The following is a 16494-nucleotide window of genomic DNA, read 5'->3' as shown; positions in this document are numbered from 1 at the left end:
AGATGAAAGGCGCCCTCGAACCCCCGGCCCCGGCCGAGACGGCCGCAGCGGCCCGCCCGAGCGCGGTCACCGCGAAGGACCTGGCCCGCGCCACCGCCACCCGGCGCAGCCGCAGCGCGAGCCTGAAACTGTGGGCCGGCGCCATGTGCACCCTGCTGGTGGTGGTCCCCGTGGCCCTCGCCCAGCTGCTGCCGCTGGCCGGAGCCGACGACCAGGACCTCTCCGCGCGCCGACTGCCGCCGCTGACCGACGGCCACCTCTTCGGCACCGACCAGCTCGGCCGCGACCTGCTCTCCCGGGTGCTGCACGGCGGCCAGGTGTCGCTGGCCATCGGCGTACTGGCGGTCGTCGTCTCCGGCCTCATCGGCATCGTCGCCGGCGCCGCGGCCGGATACTTCGGCCGCTGGGTCGACACGGTCGTCTCCCGGCTGCTGGAAGCCCAGATGTCGCTGCCGCTGCTGATGATGCTGCTGCTGGTCGTCGCCCTCTTCGGCCCCTCCGTCACCGTCATCACCTGCGTGATCGCCGTCGCCCAGTGGCCCGAAGTCGCCCGGCTCACCCGATCGCTGGTCCTGGTCGAACGGGAGAAGCCGTACGTGGCCGCCGCCCGGGTACTCGGACTGCGCCAGGTCGCCATCCTGGCCCGCCACATCATCCCCAACATCGTCCGCCAGGCGTCCCTGGTCGTCCTCCTGCTGCTCGCCCAGGCGGTGCTGCTGGAGAGCGCGCTGAGCTACCTCGGCGCCGGACCCCAGCGGCCGTTCGCCACCTGGGGGCGGATCATCTCCGACGGGCAGGACTACATCACCACCTCCTGGTGGCTGGTGACCCTGCCGGGCCTGGTCATCGTGCTCCTGGTGGTCGGGGTCAACCTGCTGGGCGACGGTCTGCGCGACCGTACCCGCCGACGCGCCACGGAGGCCTCCTCATGAGCGAGACCAGCGAGACGGCCCCCCTGCTGGAGGTCGAGGACCTGCAGATCGAACTGATCACCGACCGCGGCGTGGTCCGCGCCGTCGACGGCGTCGGCTTCACCATCGCCCCGGGCGAGACGGTCACGCTCATCGGCGAGTCCGGCTCCGGCAAGTCCACCACCGCCATGGGCCTGCTGCGGCTGCTGCCCGACGGGCTGGCCGTACTGTCCGGCACCGCCCGAGTGCTCGGCTGCGACATCATCGCCGACCCCAAGGCCATCCGGCGGATCCGCGGCCGCGGCGTCTCCCTCATCCCGCAGGACCCGATGACCGCGCTCAGCCCCGTGCACACCATCGGCCACCAGCTGGGCGAGGCGCTGCGGCTGCGCCACCCCGAACTGTCCAAGGCCGAGGCGCGCACCCGAGGCATCGAACTCCTCGGCCGGGTGCGCATTCCGCACCCCGAGACCCGCTGGGGCGCCTATCCGCACCAGTTCTCCGGCGGCATGCTGCAGCGTGTCCTCATCGCCATCGCCCTGGCCGCCGAGCCGAAGCTGCTGGTCGCCGACGAACCGACCTCCGCCCTGGACGTCACCGTCCAGGCCGGCGTGCTGGACCTGCTCATGGAGTTGCAGGAGCGCACCGGCATCGGCATCCTGATGATCACCCACGACCTGGGCGTGGCCCGGCTGGTGTCCGACCGTATCCACGTCATGCGCGACGGCCGGTTCGTGGAGTCCGGCCCCGTCGAGCGGATCGTCGACCACCCCGCCGAGCCGTACACCCGCGGCCTGCTCGCCGCCGTCCCCACCCTGGGCCCCTGGGACGAGAACACCCCCCAGGCCCCCGCCGCCGCACACCGGGAGGCGCTGTGACCACACCCCTGCTGGCCGTCGAGGACCTTGTCGTCGAATACCCCGTCCACGGGGGGAAGTTCCGCGCCGTGGACGGGGTCGGCTTCACCGTCGAACGCGGCGGATCGCTCGCCATCGTCGGCGAATCCGGCTGCGGCAAGTCCACCATCGCCCGCTCCCTCGTCCGGCTGCTGCGCCCCACCGAGGGCCGCATCCTGCTCGACGGCACCGATATCGCCACCCTCCCGGAGCGGCGGCTGCGCCCGCTGCGCCGCCGGGTGCAGATGGTCTTCCAGGACCCGTACGGCTCCCTGGACCCCCATCTGACCGCCGAGGAGACCGTGGCCGAGCCGCTGCGGCTGGCCGGTGTCACCTCCAAGGCCGAGCGCGCCCGCCGGGCCGCGGAGCTGATCGATCAGGTCGGTCTGCCCTCCAGCGCGCTCCACCGGCGACCTGGCGAATTCTCCGGAGGGCAGCGGCAGCGCATCGGCATCGCACGCGCCCTGGCCAGCGACCCCGAACTGCTGGTCTGCGACGAGGCCACCTCCGCGCTCGACGTCTCCGTCCAGGCGCAGGTGCTCAGGCTGCTGCGCGATCTGCAGGCCGAGCGGCAGCTCGCCTACATCGTCATCTCGCACAACCTCGGGGTGGTCCGCGAGATCAGCTCCGAGGTCATGGTGATGCGCGGTGGACGGGTCGTGGAGTCCGGCTCCACTCAGACGGTCCTCGCCGCGCCCGCCGAGCCGTACACCAGGGCGCTGCGCCGTGCCGCCCTCGACCCGACGACGATGCGGGGGCGCAAACCGCGCGCCCTGGTCTCCGCGATCGTCACCGCAGCGGAGACGGTCACCGCGTCGGGGACCACCACTCCGTCCTGACCCACCGTCCCGTTACGCCCGTTACGTGCGTTACGCCCGTCACACCCCGGCGCGCCAGGTCAGGCGCGCCGGGGCGCAGGCCGAAGGAGCCACCCCCTGATGACCCACCCCGACACCCCCTCCCGGACCTCGCCCGGCGCGGTCGAGCTGCCCGGCGTACCGGTGCCGCTCTCGCGCCTGGTGCTGGGCACCATGACCTTCGGCGACACGGTCGACCGGGCCGGTGCCGCCGCGATGCTGGACGCGGCGCTCGACGCCGGGGTGACCGGTGTGGACACCGCCAACGCGTATGCCGGCGGGGTCACCGAGACGATCCTGGCCGAGCTGCTGCCCGGCCGCCGGGACCGGATCGTACTGGCCACCAAGGCCGGAATGCCGCACCCCGACCACGGCGACCACTCCCCGCTGTCCGCGCGCGGGCTGCGGGCGGCCCTCGAAGGCAGCCTCCGGCGCCTGAACACCGACCACGTCGACCTCTTCTATCTGCACCAGCCCGACCGGTCGGCCCCGCTCGAGGAGACGCTGGGCACCGTCGCCGAATTCGTCGCCGAGGGCAAGGTCCTGGCGCTGGGCGTGTCCAACTACGCGGCCTGGCAGATCGCGGAGGTCGGCCACACCGCGGAACGGGTGGGCGCGCCGCGGCCGGTGGTCGCCCAGCAGCTGTACAACCTGCTGGCCCGGCGGGTGGAGGAGGAGTACCTGGAGTACGCGGCCACCAGCGGGGTGCGCACCATGGTCTACAACCCGCTCGGTGGCGGGCTGCTGACGGGGCGCCATGTCTTCGAGGAGACGCCCGAGTCGGGGCGGTTCGGCGACTCCCGGCTGGCCGAGATGTACCGGCAGCGCTACTGGGACCCCCGCCTCTTCGAGGCCGTCCAGGACCTGGCCCGGATCGCCGAGGGCGCGGACCTCGGGCTCGTCGAGCTGTCGCTGCGGTGGCTGCTCGGCCGGGACGGGGTGGACGCGCTGCTGCTCGGCGGCTCGCGCGTCGAGCATCTGCGGGCCAATGTGGCGGCGGCCGAGGCGGGTCCGCTGCCGGCCGATGTGGTCGCGGCCTGCGACGAGGTCGGGGCCCGGCTGCGGGGGCCGATGCCGGCGTACAACCGTTGACTTCTCCCTCCGGCATCACCGTCACCTGACACCCACACCGCACCATCGAAGGAGCCCGCGGCATGACCGCCGACCACGACACCACCCCAGCGCAGGCCGCCGAGGAGCTGCGGACCGACGGGCGGGTGCGCGAGCACCCGGACGACCCGGCGCGCGTCGAGGCGTTCCTGCCGGCCCCCGCCGTGCAGAACCACGCCGCCAACCTGGCCGTCCTGCCCGGGGGCGACCTCGGGTGCGTGTGGTTCGGCGGTACGCAGGAGGGCGTCGCCGACATCTGCGTATGGTTCTCCCGGCTCGCCCCGGGCGCGGACACCTGGACCGACCCGGTGCGGCTCTCCGACGACCTGACGCGCTCGGAGCAGAACCCCGTGCTCTTCTCCGCGCCGACCGGCGAGCTGTGGCTGCTGCACACCGCCCAGCAGGCGGGCAACCAGGACACCGCCGAGGTGCGGCTGCGCACGTCGGCGGACGGGGGCGCCACCTGGGGGCCGACGCGCACGCTGTTCCCGGCCACCGCGACGGGCGGTGTCTTCGTACGTCAGCCCCCGGTCGTCCTGGACGACGGCCGGTGGCTGCTGCCGGTGTTCCACTGCGTGGCCACCCCGGGCGTCCCGTGGGTGGGGGACCACGACACCAGCGCGGTGATGATCAGCGACGACCAGGGGCGGACCTGGCGGGAGCGGCCGGTGCCCGGGTCCACCGGATGTGTGCACATGAACATCCACCCGCTGCCCGACGGCACCCTGCTCGCCCTCTTCCGCAGCCGGTGGGCGGACGCCATTTACCGTTCGCACTCCCGCGACGGCGGCGAGACCTGGATCGAGCCGGTGGCGACGGAGCTGCCCAACAACAACTCCTCCATCCAGTACGTCCCGCTCGCCGACGGACGGCTCGCGTTGGTCTACAACCACAGCAGCGCCGCGGACGCCACCGCGCGCCGGGTCTCGCTCTACGACGAGATCGACGACGACGGCCAGGCGGGCGAGTCCCCGGCCGCCACCGCCACCGCCACCGCCGTCGCCGCCGCGCCCGAGCCGGCCGAGGGCGGCAAGACCGCCTTCTGGGGCGCCCCGCGGGCCCCGATGACGCTCGCCCTGTCGTCCGACGGCGGCCACACCTGGCCGCACCGCAGGGACCTCGACACCGGTGACGGACACTGTCTGACCAACAATTCGCGGGACCGCCTCAACCGAGAGCTGTCCTATCCCTCCGTGACACAGACACCGGACGGCGCGGTGCACATCGCGTACACCTACCACCGCCGGGCCATCAAGTACGTACGGGTGGCGCCGGATTGGGCGGCCGATGTCTGAGCCACGCCACGCGGTGGTCACCGGTGCCAGCTCCGGAATCGGCGCCGCCATCGCGGCCCGGTTGCTGGACGAGGGGTGGCGGATCACCGGAATCAGCCGTACGGAGCCGGTGTCCGCCGAGCGGATGCGCTGGCTGCCGGTCGATCTGGGGCGTCCGGAGGCGGTGCGGGACGCGCTCGCCCCGGTGGCCGGGGTGGACGCGATCGTGCACGCGGCGGGTGTTCAGCGCTCCGCCCGGCTCGGTGGGCTTTCGGCGGCCGACGGCGAGCTGATGTGGCGGGTCCATGTGCAGGCGGCCGAGGTCCTGGTCGACGCCTTGGCGGACCGGATCGCGGACGGGGGACGGGTGGTGCTCGTGGGCAGCCGCACCATGACCGGTGTGCCGGGCAAGAGCCAGTACGCGGCCACCAAGGCGGCGCTGGCGGCCATGGCCCGGTCCTGGGCCGCGGAGTTGGCGCCGCGCGCGATCACCGTGAACGTGGTGGCCCCCGGCCCCACGGACACCCCGATGCTGCGGGACCCCGGCCGCAGCGCGACCCCTCCGGTCGTGCCGCCGCTGGGCAGGCTCGTACGGCCCGAGGAGGTGGCCGGGCTGACGTCGTTTCTGCTCGGCCCGGAGGGCGGCTCGACCACCGGTCAGACGCTGGTGATGTGCGGGGGCGCGTCGCTGTAACCCCTCGGGGGAGCGCTCCTTGTGCACGGCGTTAGTCATGACCCTGTCACGAAACCTCTCCCTGCCGTTCACCTTTGGGAGATCGGCTCTCTGACACGCTTTCGGCGATCGAACGTGAATCGGGGAGAGGACCGCCTGTGCACATCACCCGTGTGACCCGCTGGAAACCCCTGGCCCTGCTGGTCTGCGCGGTGGCCGTGACCGCCACCGTGCAGACGCCCGCCACCGCCAGCACCACCTTCGCCGACTCGACGCGGGCCGTTGGCTACGACGACACGTACTACAAGGACGCGATCGGCAAGACGGGGCAACCCCTCAAAGACGCCCTGCACAAGATCATCAGCACCAACAGCAAGATTTCGTACAGCCAGGTCTGGGACGCCCTCAAGAACACCGACGAGGACCCCCGCAACTCCGCCAACGTCATCCTGCTCTACACCGGCCGCTCGCAGAGCAAGAGTTCCAACGGCGGCAACGCCAACGACTGGAACCGGGAACACGTCTGGGCCAAGTCACACGGCGACTTCGGCACCGCCACCGGTCCGGGCACCGATCTGCACCATCTGCGCCCCGAGGACGTGTCGGTCAACAGCACCCGCGGCAACAAGGACTTCGACGAGGGCGGTTCCCAGGTGTCCGAGGCACCCGGCAACTACACCGACTCCGACTCCTTCGAGCCCCGCGACGCCGTCAAGGGCGATGTGGCCCGCATGATCTTCTACATGGCCGTGCGCTACGAGGGCGGCGACGGCTTCGCCGACCTCGAGGTCAACGACAAGGCGGGCAACGGCAGTCAGCCGTATCTGGGGCGGCTGTCCGTGCTGCGCAAGTGGAGCGCCGAGGACCCGCCGGACGCCTTTGAGCAGCGGCGCAACCAGGTGATATACGACGACTACCAGCACAACCGCAACCCGTTCATCGACCACCCCGAGTGGGTCGACGAGATCTGGTAGCCACGCGCCTTCAGATCCGCTCTCAGACCCGCCCTCAAGCCTGTCGGCAGCCCCGTTCTCAGCCCTGCCGGGCCATCGGGAACAGCTCCGCGGCGATGGGGCGGGTCTGGAGCGAGGGCAGCAGCAGCGCCCATAGATCGGCCAGATGGTCCTCGATGGACCGGCGCCGGTCCAGGGCCTCGGAGACGGTGTGCACGCCGAAGAAGGCGCAGACGACGGTCCGGGCGGCGCGCTCGGGGTCGATATGCGGGGCGAGGTCGCCCTCGGCGTGCGCCCGCTCCAGCATCTCGGTCACGGCGTCGATCCAGCCGACGAAGGGCGGCGGGAGCGGCGCCGCGATCAGGGTGCGCTCGGTCCACAGCCGCGCCCCCGCCCGTACGACGATGTCGTCGCGGAAGGCGCGGGCCACCGCGAAGCTCAGCCGCACCAGCCGCTCCAGGGCCGGGGTGCCGGTGGCGGCGTCGGTGGCGGTGTTGGCGTACTGCTCGATCAGCGGCGGCCAGGTGGCGAAGTGTCCCTCGACGACGGCGAGCGCGAGTTTCTCCTTGCTCGCGTAGTGGAAGTAGATGGCGCCGCTGGTGTGGCCGGACCGAGCGGCGATATCGCTGATGCTGGTGCCGGCGTAGCCCCGTTCGTCGAAGAGGGAAGCCGCCGCTTCCAGGAGGGTTCGGCGTGTCTGCTCGGCCCGCTCTTGCACGTGGTGTCCGTCCTCGTTCCGTCGCGTGCGGTGCGTTGTCGGGGTGAACTTAGCGGACTTGTCGCATGTCATGGAGGTGAAGACCCACAGGTCCACCATTACTAGTATTTTATGGCGATCATTGGTGAGGCGTGTGGCGTCCCGGAGCCGTGGGAGCTCGTGGCGCGGCGGCTGAGCTGGTCCCGCACCGTGGCGCGCGAGGCGGTGCACCGTGCCTCGGTGGCCGAAGTGCTGCTCACCGACGTCCGCGCGCTGGGCGGCGACCGGTTCGTGGCCGCGGTGCAGTGGCCACGCTCCCATCCCACGTTTCCGCATGGCCCGGACGGCCGCCACCACCCCCTGATGGTCGCCGAAACCCTGCGCCAGCTGGGCATCTATCTGCCGTCCCGCCACTTCGCCACCCCCGCGGGGGCGCACTTCGTGATCCGGGACCTGTCCTTCACGCTCGACCCTGCCGCCGAGCCGCGGGTCGAACACGGGGCCACGGATGTGGTCTGCCGCGCCGCGGTGACCGATGTGCGCACCACGCCCTGCGGCCGGTTCGTCACCGGGCTGCGGCTCGACATCGGGCTTCTCGTGGACGGGACGGCCTTCGCGCGGGCCGGCGGCGCCGCGCGCTTCCTGGACCCACAGACGTATGAGACGGCCCGTCGCGCGGCGTCGGAGGCGACCGCGCCGCCGCGGGCCGGTGTTCCCGCCCGGCCCTCGCCGCGGTCAGTGGCGGTGCCGGCGGCGCGTGATGTCCTGGTGGTGCGGGAGGCGGGCATGCTGCGCCTGGACCCGGCGGACCTGCGCCACCCCTTCTTCTTCGACCACTGGAGCGACCATGTGCCGGGCCTGGTGCTGCTGGAAGCCGCCCGCCAGGCCGCGGCGTTGGCGACGGAGGGTGTTCACACCCGCCCCATCGGCTGCCGGCTCCGCGCCCTGCGGTTCACCGAATTCGCCCCGCCCGCCCGGGTGGAGTGCGTCCCGCACGGCAGGACCTGTGTCTTCCGGCTGAGGCAGGCGGGGGAGTGGACCGTGGTCGGCGTACTTCAGTACCCCTGAGTGACGAACGAGGCGACAAGCAAAACGCTGTCGAGCACAACGCGGTCGAGCGCAACGCCGTCGAGCAAAGCATCGACGAGCACAAGCACGACGAACAAAACGCCGACGCATAGTAATTTCTTGCTTACTGCGGGTCATCAAACTACCGTAGTGATCGTTATCTTTCGGGCAGGCGACTCTCCGCCTGTACGGCTTCCCGCGTCGCGCACGCGATCAGGCGCTCGCGCGTCGGCGGCAGCGGTTGGCGCATCCGCGCCTGAGCCGCCAGGAACCCCACGCCTGAGCCGCCAGGAACCCCACTGCGCTGCTCTTCAGCAGGTACAGGCACGCCCTGCGCCGATCGTCCACCCCCATGGAACGGCAGGCAGATGACAGCCAACACGCTTCTCGCTTGGACCCCCGCCGCCATCGTCTTCGACTGCGACGGCACCCTCATGGACTCCGAACGCCACTGGGAAAAGGCGCGCGAAGTGGTGCTCGGCCACCACGGCAGCGCTCCCGACCCGGAGTTCGCGCAGGCCACCAAGGGGCTCCACTACACCGAGTGCGGCCGCATGCTGGCCGAGTACGCGGGCGCCCCCGCGCTCGCGGAGCAGATGACCGAACAACTCCTCGCGAGTTTCCGCCAGCTGGTGGCCGACGACCCGGTCACCATGCCGGGCGCCACCGAACTCGTCCGCAAGGCAGCCGCGTTCGCCCCGCTGGCCGTCGCCAGCAACTGCCCGCGCGATGTGGTCGAGGCCGGGCTGTCGCGCGCGGGGCTGCTGCGGTACTTCGGCCATGTGCTGGTCCCGGAGGGGGAGGTGCGCCCCAAGCCGTATCCGGACGTCTATCTGGAGGCCGCCCGGCTGTGCGGTGCGGCCCCCGGCGACGCGCTGGCGGTCGAGGACTCCCACTGCGGTTTCGTGTCCGCGTCCCGGGCCGGGCTCAGGGTCCTCGCGGTGGGCCCGCGTAAACCCCTGGATGACGCTGCCGGCGAAATCCCACCGGTGGATCTGTGGGTCGCGAGCCTCGCGGATCCCGACCTGGTCAAGTGGGCGGACACCCGCAGACCCTGACCCCGGGTCAGTCGTGTTGCGCGTGGGTGGCGTGGCCCTTCCCGGGCTCCATGTCCATGCCGTCGTGCTCCGTTCCCTTGTCCTCCGTGCCGCCGTGTTCCATGCCTCCGTGGAACGTACCGGTCTCGATGGTGCCGCCGAGCTTGACGCGCAGCGGCTTCAGGGAGTCCTCCGACGGGGCCGTCACCGACCAGCGGTAGCCCACCAGATAGGTGCCGCCGTAGTCCTTGGACTCCGACAGCCAGGCGCGCTTGCCCTTGTCGGTGGCGAAGGTGACCAGGGTGTACTGGGCCTTGCCGGCCTTGCACGCCGCCTGGTGCAGCTCCTCGGCGTCCGTGACGACGTTCGCCTTGCAGCCGATGGCATCGGCGATCTTTGTCAGCGACGCGGGTCCGGCGGAGTCCGCGCCGGATTTCGCACCGGATTTCTCGGCTGACGGGGAGGTTTTCTTCTGTGCGTGGCCGGTGTGGCTCTGCGCCTCGCTCCCGGCGCAGCCGCTCACCAGCAGCACCGCGCAGAGCGCGGTGGCACGCAGTACGTGTGACACGTCAACCTCCCGGTGTTGGTCCGGCGGGGTGGCCCGGTGCCCTCATGGCCTCGGGCCCCTCGCTCGGTGGACCGCTTGCTTCGTACGGACCGCTTGTCTGTGTATCACTCCGAGGCGGCCACGCCGGCCTTCTTGGCCTTGTCGGTGACCGCGAACCACAGCCCCTGCTTGCCCTGTCCGTTGGTGTCGCCGGGCTTGGTGTCCCCGGTGAACGTGTACAGCAGCCAGCAGTCGAAGGCCAGCTGCTTGGATCCGTCGGGCCGGGTGAACGTGGTGAGCTTCTTGGGGTCGATCCCGGCGACCTTGCTGGTGTCGACCGGCTTGACGGGCTTCCAGGTCTCCAGGCAGGCGTTCAGGCAGCCGGTCTTCATCGGCCACGCGCTGTCCTTGTCGAACCGGTAGACGGTCATGCCCTGGCCGTCCACGACGATCTTGCCGAGCTTGGCGTTGCTGGTGACCGCGAGCTGGAGGCTGTTGTCCTGGGCGGCCTTCTTCCCGGCCGGCTTGCCGTCGGGCGCCAGCGCGTTCCAGGTGCCGCCCACGCCATGGCCCTTGGTGTCCCCGGCCTTGGTGTCCCCGGCGAAGCGGTACACCGGCCAGCCGCCCAGCGTGAGCTGCTTGGTGCCGTCGGCGCGGGTGACCGACCCGAGCTCCTTCTCGGCGATCCCGGTGCTGACGGTGGCGTCGCTCGCGGGCACCGGCGGCCACTTGGTGGCGCAGGCGTCGTTGCAGTTGGACTTGGGGGAGGCGCCGGAGGTGTCCTCGTCGAACCGGTACAGGGTCCAGCCCTTGCTGTCGGTCACGACGGAGCCCAGCTTGGGGACGTCCCGTACGGACAGCTGCTTGGCCGGGCCGGTCAGCGCGTCCTTGCCGGAGGTGGCGTCGCCGCTGTCGCCCCCGGCCTCGTTCCCGGCGCCCGTGCCGGCGCTGGTGCCGTAGCCCGACGCCCCCGACGTGGCGCCGACGCCCACGGTCTGGGTGCCGCCGATGGGCTGGACGTTGGCGCTGCCCGCGGACTTGTTCTCACTGGCGCCGCACGCCGCGGTCATCAGGACCATCGCGACGGAGGCCCCCGCGAACGCGATCTGCCGCTTCTTCATGCCCACTCCTTCAAGCTTGCGGTCCGGCGGCTGTTTTGCGCCGACGTCACTTGCATACGGAGGGCGCCTCGGCGGGCGTTCATGGCCTTCGGAATTTGTCATCAGACGCAAAAGTTCCGGCATTCGTTGAGCCCAAACGAATCGACGGCCGTTCCATGACGGCCGTCGAGATGAGGAAGATGAGGGAGGGTGAGGGATGCGAGCCGGGCTACGCCTCCATGCGCAGCGCGAGCGCGGGGCAGCGCCGTACCGCGCGGACGGCCTGCCCGCGCAGCTGGCGCGGCACACCGTACTTGGCCCGGTTCGGGTAGCCGTCGATGCCGAGCTCGATCACCTCGGGGAGGATGTCCGCGCACAGCCCATGGCCCTGGCACAGCGTCCAGTCCACGAGCAGCTGCTCCGACTCGTCCCGCTCGTCCCGCCGGGCGGCGGAGGGGCCCGGCGGCAGGGCCAGCGGCCCGGAGGGGGCGCCGTCGGTCAGCGGCAGCACACCGAGCGTGGGACGGCCGCAACCGGGGCCCAGCGCGTGTTCCCGGAACTCGTCCGGAAACGCCTCCAGCGCGGTAGTCACAAAGCCGGCCGTGCCATCGGGGTGGCTGCAGGCGCCACGGCGCTTCACCGACTCGATGTACGCGCTCACGGTGTCCAACGCCTCCTGGCCACCGCCCCGTTCGACCTGGCCGATGGCGTCCGCGAGCGCGGGCAGTCCGATGAAGCAGGGCCCGCACTGGTTGGCGGTCTCGCCCGCCAGCCAGCGCGCCACCCGGGCGGTCTCACCGACCGGGCAGGTGTTCTCCGGGATCGGCAGCACCGCTCCGGCCCCGAGCCGCGCGTTGTACTTCTCCATGGACTCCCGGGAGATGTTCACCGACGCCAGGCTGTCGGGCAGCAGCCACTTGCCGTGGTAGCCGCCCACCAGGACCCCCTGGCCCGGGGTGAGGCCGCACAGCTCCAGGACGTAGCTGAGCGGCACCCCGAACGGGGTCTCCATGACGAACTTCCCGCCCACCGTCAGCAGGGTGGTGCCGGGCTCGGTGGGCAGCCCCACCGAGCGGAACGGCAGGGCGCCCATCCGGGCGGCCACCGCGAGCTGGGCGAATGTCTCGGTGTTGGACAGCAGGGTCGGCAGCCCGGCCAGGCCGCTGTCGCTGGTGCGGATCTTGCGGCCGTTGGGGATGGCCGGGGCGCCGCTGATGCCGTTGATGACCGCGCCACCCTCGCCGGCCACGAAGCGGTCGTCCGTCACGCTCACCTGCACCCGCGGCCCGCTCGGGCCGCGCTCGGCGATGGCGGCGCTCAGCGACTCCTCGACATCCGGCCGGTGGACCGCGATGGCCACATCGTCGGCACCCATCGCGGTGGCGGCCAGCACGGCCCCGTCGATGACCAGATGCGGGGTGTGCAGTAGCAGCGCGGTGTCCTTGAGGCAACTGGGCTCGCCCTCACTGCCGTTGACGACCACCGCGCAGCGGCCGTCCCGGCGGCCGGCCGACTCGATGACGGCCGTCACCTTCTTGGCGAACGGAAAACCCGCGCCGCCTCGCCCGCGCAGGTCGATGTTCTCCGCGAGGGCCACCAGCTCGTCCGCGCGCAGCGCGGGCATCGAGCCATGGACGGTCAGATGACCGACGCGGTCGAGCCGGTATGTCTCGTCCAGACCGGCCAGCAGCCGGGGCGGATCGATACAGGCCAGTCTGGGTTTGGTCGAGATCACGCGCCCCACCCGCGTGAGGCGCCGAGGGGTTCGCCGTCACGGGAGGAGGCCCCGCCGGCCGTCGGGGGCCTGCCCGGCCCGCCGCCCCGGGCGCTGGGGACCACGGGGATCTGGCCGGTGACGATGGCGTCGCGCTCGCTGCGCTCGGCCCGGCGGCTGGCGAGCCGGATCCACAGGGTGATGGCCACGGCGGCCAGCGCCATGACATATCCGGCGGTCGCCCAGTCCTTCGCGGCACGGCCGCTCTTGAGACCGTGGATCAGCGCGGCGCACCACGCGGGGTACGCGGCCACATGCAGCGCCCGCCACCAGCGGTACCGCCAGCGGGACTTGCCGGCGGAGGCGAAGGAGCTGCGTACCGCTCCCGTCACCGCCGCCGTGATGAACAGGTATCCGGCCAAGGTGCCAAGTCCGATCAGCACAGGTTTATTTGCGTCAGCGAACGGTACCACGATGGCCGCAGCGCTCGTGTGACTCTCTGCCACCTTCACCCACACATGGAGCGCGAGAAAGAGCAGGCCGGCCACCGCGGCGGCGCGGTGGACACCCTGGGCGAGCAGCCGGTGCTTCGAGTGGAGGATCAGCCGGTCGGTGGCCGCCAGCCCCCACAGCACGGCGCTGCTCAGCGAGACCAGTGCGAGGACACCGGCCCCGAAGTCCAGGAAGGCCCAAGTTTTCGTGAACGCACCGGCGTTGCCGGCCACGATCAGTGAGAGTATGACCGCCGCGACAGCGGCGTACAGCGCGGAGTGGCGCGGCCAGCCGATGCCGGCCCGGACCGGGCGGGCGCGGCGGTCGGCTCGTCGCCCGCCGGGTCCTCCGGGTCCTTGTGGCATGGTTGATCCGCCGTGGCGAGCCCTGCGGCGCGGCCCCGGAATCGGGGGAGTCGGCGGCTGGGGCATGGGCATCGAAAGCCTCCCGATCGCGCCTGATCGCGCGAGTGACGAGTACGTCAAGTCGTCTTTGGGTACGGCAGCATCTCCGAACTACACGTGATCTCCATAAGATTTGTCGTAATGTGACAACTTCTTGTGGACGACCACTGCCCACACCGTCTTGGGCTGCTCCACTGTCATTTCGATGGCAAAGACCCGGCAAAGCGCCGGGACCGGTAGGGGAGGGGTTCCTCCAAGATTCATCGGAGGACCCTCGACTCCCTTTTCCGGAGTGGACGACCGGCGACGGAGGCAACCTCCACGGGCCTGACCGACCCCCCAACGGCCAGGCCTCCCCCCGGCAAGAACGAGGTAATGATGGGCGAACTCGCGAACCGCATCTGGTCCCCCCGTCCCACCCGTGGCGAGCGGACCCGCGTCCTGCGCAATGAACTCCCGTCCCTGGCCGAAGAGGTGATTGAGACCCTTCGGCGCAGAATTCCGGGATTCGCCAACCTCTTGGAGGACACTGAGCGTGACAAGGTGCGATGGACGGTCGAACAGGCTCTGCTGACCGCACTCGGCTACCGGACCCCAGGTGACGAGGCCACCGAGCATGTGGCGGCCGATGGCGCCCGGGGCCGTGGCCCCCTGACCGAGGTGCCGCCCGAGCGGGCCAGGCGCGATCTCTTCGACGCCCTGGTCGGCGAGGTACCCGTATCCGAGCGTGGCTTGGCCGAGCTGTCCCGGGCCGCCCGCTGGCCGCTGCCTGAAACGATCCAGGCCATCGCACTGCCCACCCCGGGCGAAGCGCCGCAGCTGGCCGCGGTGTTCGGCGACACCCTGATCGGCGCCGTCGGCGACGAGCTCTGCCTGCTGATCCCTGACCCGGACACAGGCACCGACACCGGCACAGCCGTCGGCACCGCCACCGGCGCCGGCCCGGACACTCCCCTGACCGAGGGAGCGCCCGCCGAGCCGGACCCCGACCGGGACACCGGCACCGAGCCCGGCTCCGCGCGTGGCGCGCTGGAAACCGCGCTGCGGGGCCGTACCGCCGCCGTCGGCCATGTCGTTCCGCTGAACGACGCGGCCTCCTCGGTGCGGTGGGCCCGCCGGCTGCTGACCATGACCCATGCGCGCAGCGGCCCCGAGGCCCGGATACTCTTCGTGGACGACCACCTCTCCACGCTGCTGCTGCTCCAGGACGAGTCGCTGGTACGGGCCTTGGCCTCGCGCTGGCTCAAGCCGCTGGCCGGGCTGACCCCCCGGCAGAGCGAGCGGCTGCAGATGACCCTGCTCGCCTGGCTCGAGGGCGGTGGCGCGCCCGAGGCGGCCAAGGCGCTCAAAGTGCACCCGCAGACCGTGCGTTACCGGCTGCGGCAGATCGAGAAGCTCTTCGGGCCGGGCCTGCGGGACCCGCGGATACGTTTTGAGCTGGAGATGGCCCTGCGCGGCCGACGCCTGATGGCGCAGATGGACCGGATCCGGCGCCACTACTCCCGGGCGGTCACCCGCAGGGGCCGTGGAGCGCCGACCGGCCTGCGGCCCGTGGGCGGCATCGCGAGGGAGGCGCGCGTCAACGGACTGTGAGCCAGGGGCCGCATGAGCCCCACCACATGGAACTGCCGGCCGCGATCCGCGGCCGGCAGTTCCATGTGTGCGCTTGCCGTCCGGGCGCTCAGCCCCGGCACCCCGAAGCCCCGGAGGCCCCCGAAGTCTCTGCGGCCTCCGTAGCCTCCGCGGACTCCGTAGGCGGTGTGGAACCCGTGGCGCGGGTGGCGTCGGGCATGGCCGCGTTGAGGGCCAGCAACTCGGTGTACGCGTGCGCGCAGAAGCGACACTCGGCCAGATGGCGAGCGAGGGCGCGGCCACGTACGGCGCCACGCCGCACCGAAGCGCCGATCATGGAGCCGAAGTGGCGGCAGCGGTCGTCGTCCGCCGCCGTGGATCGCATATGAGCGCGCAGATACGCCTCGCGCAGCCCCTCGCGGGCCCGGAAGGCCAATGAGGTGAGACCGCTGGGGGACAGGCCCATCAGCGCGGCCACGCGCTGCGGGGAGGCGTCCTCCACCAGCGTGTGCCACAGCACGGTCCGCCACCGCGCGGGGAGGGCCTGGAAACTGCGGATCAGAAGTGTGCGGTCCTCGTCCGCCAGCAGACGCTGCTGGGGGTCCGCCTCGGTCGACCGCTGCTGCCACGACTCGAAGTCCGCGGTGAGCACCACCTGACGCGCACCGGCGCTCCACTCGATCGCGGTGTGGCGGATGACGGTCAGCAGATACGGGCGCCAGGGGCCACGCGGGCCCCCGCCCGACCGGACGGCCTGGAACGTACGGATGAACGCCTCGGACACCAGGTCTTCGGCGTCGTGGAGGGCCCGGCAACAGGTGCGGGCGTAGGCGAGGGCCGCGTCGCGGTGGCGGCGGTAGAGGATTTCCCCGGCCGTCGGGCTCGCGGTGCCCAGGCGGTACGCCTCCTGGAGCCGCCGGGTGAGCTCCTGGTCCGAGGGTGTCGGCTCGCGGCCCCGGGGATTTTGTCCCGTCCGTGCGGGTGACCGCGTGGGCGGCTGCTCGGGCAACGGGGCGGGTTCGGGCCCGTCGGGTAAGTGCTCGGGATCGGATTCGCCCGGCTGGTCCGGACGGTTCGGCTGGTCCGGGCGGTCCGGGTGCCCGGCCGCAGGATCACCGGCGGCCGTGGCGGCCTCGTGCTGCGCGGTCTCGTGCTGCCCCGGAACGCGGCGTGCGCCGACCGGAGACCC

16 protein-coding genes are annotated in these 16494 nt (G+C 71.7%); 10 read left to right on the top strand and 6 right to left on the bottom strand.

The annotated features are described in order from the left end of the window. The first annotated feature begins 2 nt into the window (after positions 1-2). The 7 genes from ACFV2X_RS14875 (at position 3) to ACFV2X_RS14845 (ending at position 6695) form a co-directional block, all read left to right on the top strand. Entirely contained in the window at positions 3-932 is a 930-nt protein-coding gene (locus ACFV2X_RS14875; protein WP_385616084.1) for an ABC transporter permease, read from the top strand. After that, on the top strand, positions 929-1789 hold the full coding sequence (locus ACFV2X_RS14870; RefSeq protein WP_385616081.1) for an ABC transporter ATP-binding protein: 861 nt from the start codon (positions 929-931) through the stop codon (positions 1787-1789). Before ACFV2X_RS14875 ends, ACFV2X_RS14870 begins: the two co-directional genes overlap by 4 nt. Then, positions 1786-2646 (top strand): ATP-binding cassette domain-containing protein, encoded by an 861-nt coding sequence (locus tag ACFV2X_RS14865; protein ID WP_385616079.1) that lies wholly within the window; start codon positions 1786-1788, stop codon positions 2644-2646. Before ACFV2X_RS14870 ends, ACFV2X_RS14865 begins: the two co-directional genes overlap by 4 nt. A 99-nt stretch (positions 2647-2745) precedes the next feature. Continuing rightward, positions 2746-3756 (top strand): aldo/keto reductase, encoded by a 1011-nt coding sequence (locus tag ACFV2X_RS14860; RefSeq protein ID WP_385616076.1) that lies wholly within the window; start codon positions 2746-2748, stop codon positions 3754-3756. A 62-nt stretch (positions 3757-3818) separates the two neighbouring features. Further along, positions 3819-5069, top strand: coding sequence for an exo-alpha-sialidase (locus ACFV2X_RS14855; protein WP_385616074.1), 1251 nt, complete (start codon positions 3819-3821; stop codon positions 5067-5069). After that, on the top strand, positions 5062-5742 hold the full coding sequence (locus tag ACFV2X_RS14850) for an SDR family NAD(P)-dependent oxidoreductase (protein ID WP_385616071.1): 681 nt from the start codon (positions 5062-5064) through the stop codon (positions 5740-5742). Before ACFV2X_RS14855 ends, ACFV2X_RS14850 begins: the two co-directional genes overlap by 8 nt. Positions 5743-5879: 137 nt before the next feature. Continuing rightward, positions 5880-6695: an endonuclease I family protein gene (locus ACFV2X_RS14845; RefSeq protein ID WP_385616068.1), complete on the top strand. Its 816-nt coding sequence runs from the start codon at positions 5880-5882 to the stop codon at positions 6693-6695. Positions 6696-6753: 58 nt separating this feature from the next. On the opposite strand, the gene ACFV2X_RS14840 is transcribed toward ACFV2X_RS14845, so the two are convergent. Continuing rightward, on the bottom strand, positions 6754-7392 hold the full coding sequence (locus ACFV2X_RS14840) for a ScbR family autoregulator-binding transcription factor (protein ID WP_385616443.1): 639 nt from the start codon (positions 7390-7392) through the stop codon (positions 6754-6756). A gap of 111 nt (positions 7393-7503) precedes the next feature. On the opposite strand from ACFV2X_RS14840, the gene ACFV2X_RS14835 reads away from it, so the two are divergent. After that, positions 7504-8439, top strand: coding sequence for a ScbA/BarX family gamma-butyrolactone biosynthesis protein (locus ACFV2X_RS14835; RefSeq protein WP_385616065.1), 936 nt, complete (start codon positions 7504-7506; stop codon positions 8437-8439). Between the two features lie 368 nt (positions 8440-8807). Continuing rightward, positions 8808-9497 (top strand): HAD family hydrolase, encoded by a 690-nt coding sequence (locus ACFV2X_RS14830; protein ID WP_385616062.1) that lies wholly within the window; start codon positions 8808-8810, stop codon positions 9495-9497. Positions 9498-9504: 7 nt separating this feature from the next. Here ACFV2X_RS14830 and ACFV2X_RS14825 read toward each other — a convergent pair whose 3' ends face one another. The 4 genes from ACFV2X_RS14825 to ACFV2X_RS14810 form a co-directional block, all read right to left on the bottom strand. Beyond that, on the bottom strand, positions 9505-10044 hold the full coding sequence (locus tag ACFV2X_RS14825) for a hypothetical protein (RefSeq protein ID WP_385616060.1): 540 nt from the start codon (positions 10042-10044) through the stop codon (positions 9505-9507). Between the two features lie 104 nt (positions 10045-10148). Then, positions 10149-11144 (bottom strand): SCO0930 family lipoprotein, encoded by a 996-nt coding sequence (locus ACFV2X_RS14820; protein ID WP_385616057.1) that lies wholly within the window; start codon positions 11142-11144, stop codon positions 10149-10151. Between the two features lie 208 nt (positions 11145-11352). Next, positions 11353-12867: an NADH-ubiquinone oxidoreductase-F iron-sulfur binding region domain-containing protein gene (locus ACFV2X_RS14815; RefSeq protein WP_385616054.1), complete on the bottom strand. Its 1515-nt coding sequence runs from the start codon at positions 12865-12867 to the stop codon at positions 11353-11355. Further along, on the bottom strand, positions 12855-13694 hold the full coding sequence (locus ACFV2X_RS14810; RefSeq protein WP_385616051.1) for a hypothetical protein: 840 nt from the start codon (positions 13692-13694) through the stop codon (positions 12855-12857). Before ACFV2X_RS14810 ends, ACFV2X_RS14815 begins: the two co-directional genes overlap by 13 nt. Before the next feature lie 414 nt (positions 13695-14108). Between ACFV2X_RS14810 and ACFV2X_RS14805 the strand changes: the two genes are divergently transcribed. Next, positions 14109-15326, top strand: a complete 1218-nt coding sequence (locus tag ACFV2X_RS14805; protein ID WP_385616048.1) for a PucR family transcriptional regulator — start codon at positions 14109-14111, stop codon at positions 15324-15326. 88 nt (positions 15327-15414) lie between these two features. Here the strand turns inward: ACFV2X_RS14805 and ACFV2X_RS14800 are convergent. Next, a partial coding sequence (locus ACFV2X_RS14800; protein ID WP_385616045.1) for a sigma-70 family RNA polymerase sigma factor occupies positions 15415-16494 on the bottom strand: 1080 nt, incomplete at its 5' end.

This window comes from Streptomyces sp. NPDC059679 (assembly GCF_042734105.1).
Taxonomy (GTDB): domain Bacteria; phylum Actinomycetota; class Actinomycetes; order Streptomycetales; family Streptomycetaceae; genus Streptomyces.
Note: the sequence above shows the minus strand (reverse complement) of the source record. Positions and strands in the feature narration are given on the sequence as shown.

Coding starts and splice junctions, on each gene's coding strand:
- ACFV2X_RS14875 (WP_385616084.1), top strand. CDS start 3: ATGAAAGGCGCCCTCGAACCCCCGGCCCCGGCCGAGACGGCCGCAGCG.
- ACFV2X_RS14870 (WP_385616081.1), top strand. CDS start 929: ATGAGCGAGACCAGCGAGACGGCCCCCCTGCTGGAGGTCGAGGACCTG.
- ACFV2X_RS14860 (WP_385616076.1), top strand. CDS start 2,746: ATGACCCACCCCGACACCCCCTCCCGGACCTCGCCCGGCGCGGTCGAG.
- ACFV2X_RS14855 (WP_385616074.1), top strand. CDS start 3,819: ATGACCGCCGACCACGACACCACCCCAGCGCAGGCCGCCGAGGAGCTG.
- ACFV2X_RS14850 (WP_385616071.1), top strand. CDS start 5,062: ATGTCTGAGCCACGCCACGCGGTGGTCACCGGTGCCAGCTCCGGAATC.
- ACFV2X_RS14835 (WP_385616065.1), top strand. CDS start 7,504: ATGGCGATCATTGGTGAGGCGTGTGGCGTCCCGGAGCCGTGGGAGCTC.
- ACFV2X_RS14830 (WP_385616062.1), top strand. CDS start 8,808: ATGACAGCCAACACGCTTCTCGCTTGGACCCCCGCCGCCATCGTCTTC.
- ACFV2X_RS14820 (WP_385616057.1), bottom strand. CDS start 11,144: ATGAAGAAGCGGCAGATCGCGTTCGCGGGGGCCTCCGTCGCGATGGTC.
- ACFV2X_RS14810 (WP_385616051.1), bottom strand. CDS start 13,694: ATGCCACAAGGACCCGGAGGACCCGGCGGGCGACGAGCCGACCGCCGC.
- ACFV2X_RS14805 (WP_385616048.1), top strand. CDS start 14,109: ATGATGGGCGAACTCGCGAACCGCATCTGGTCCCCCCGTCCCACCCGT.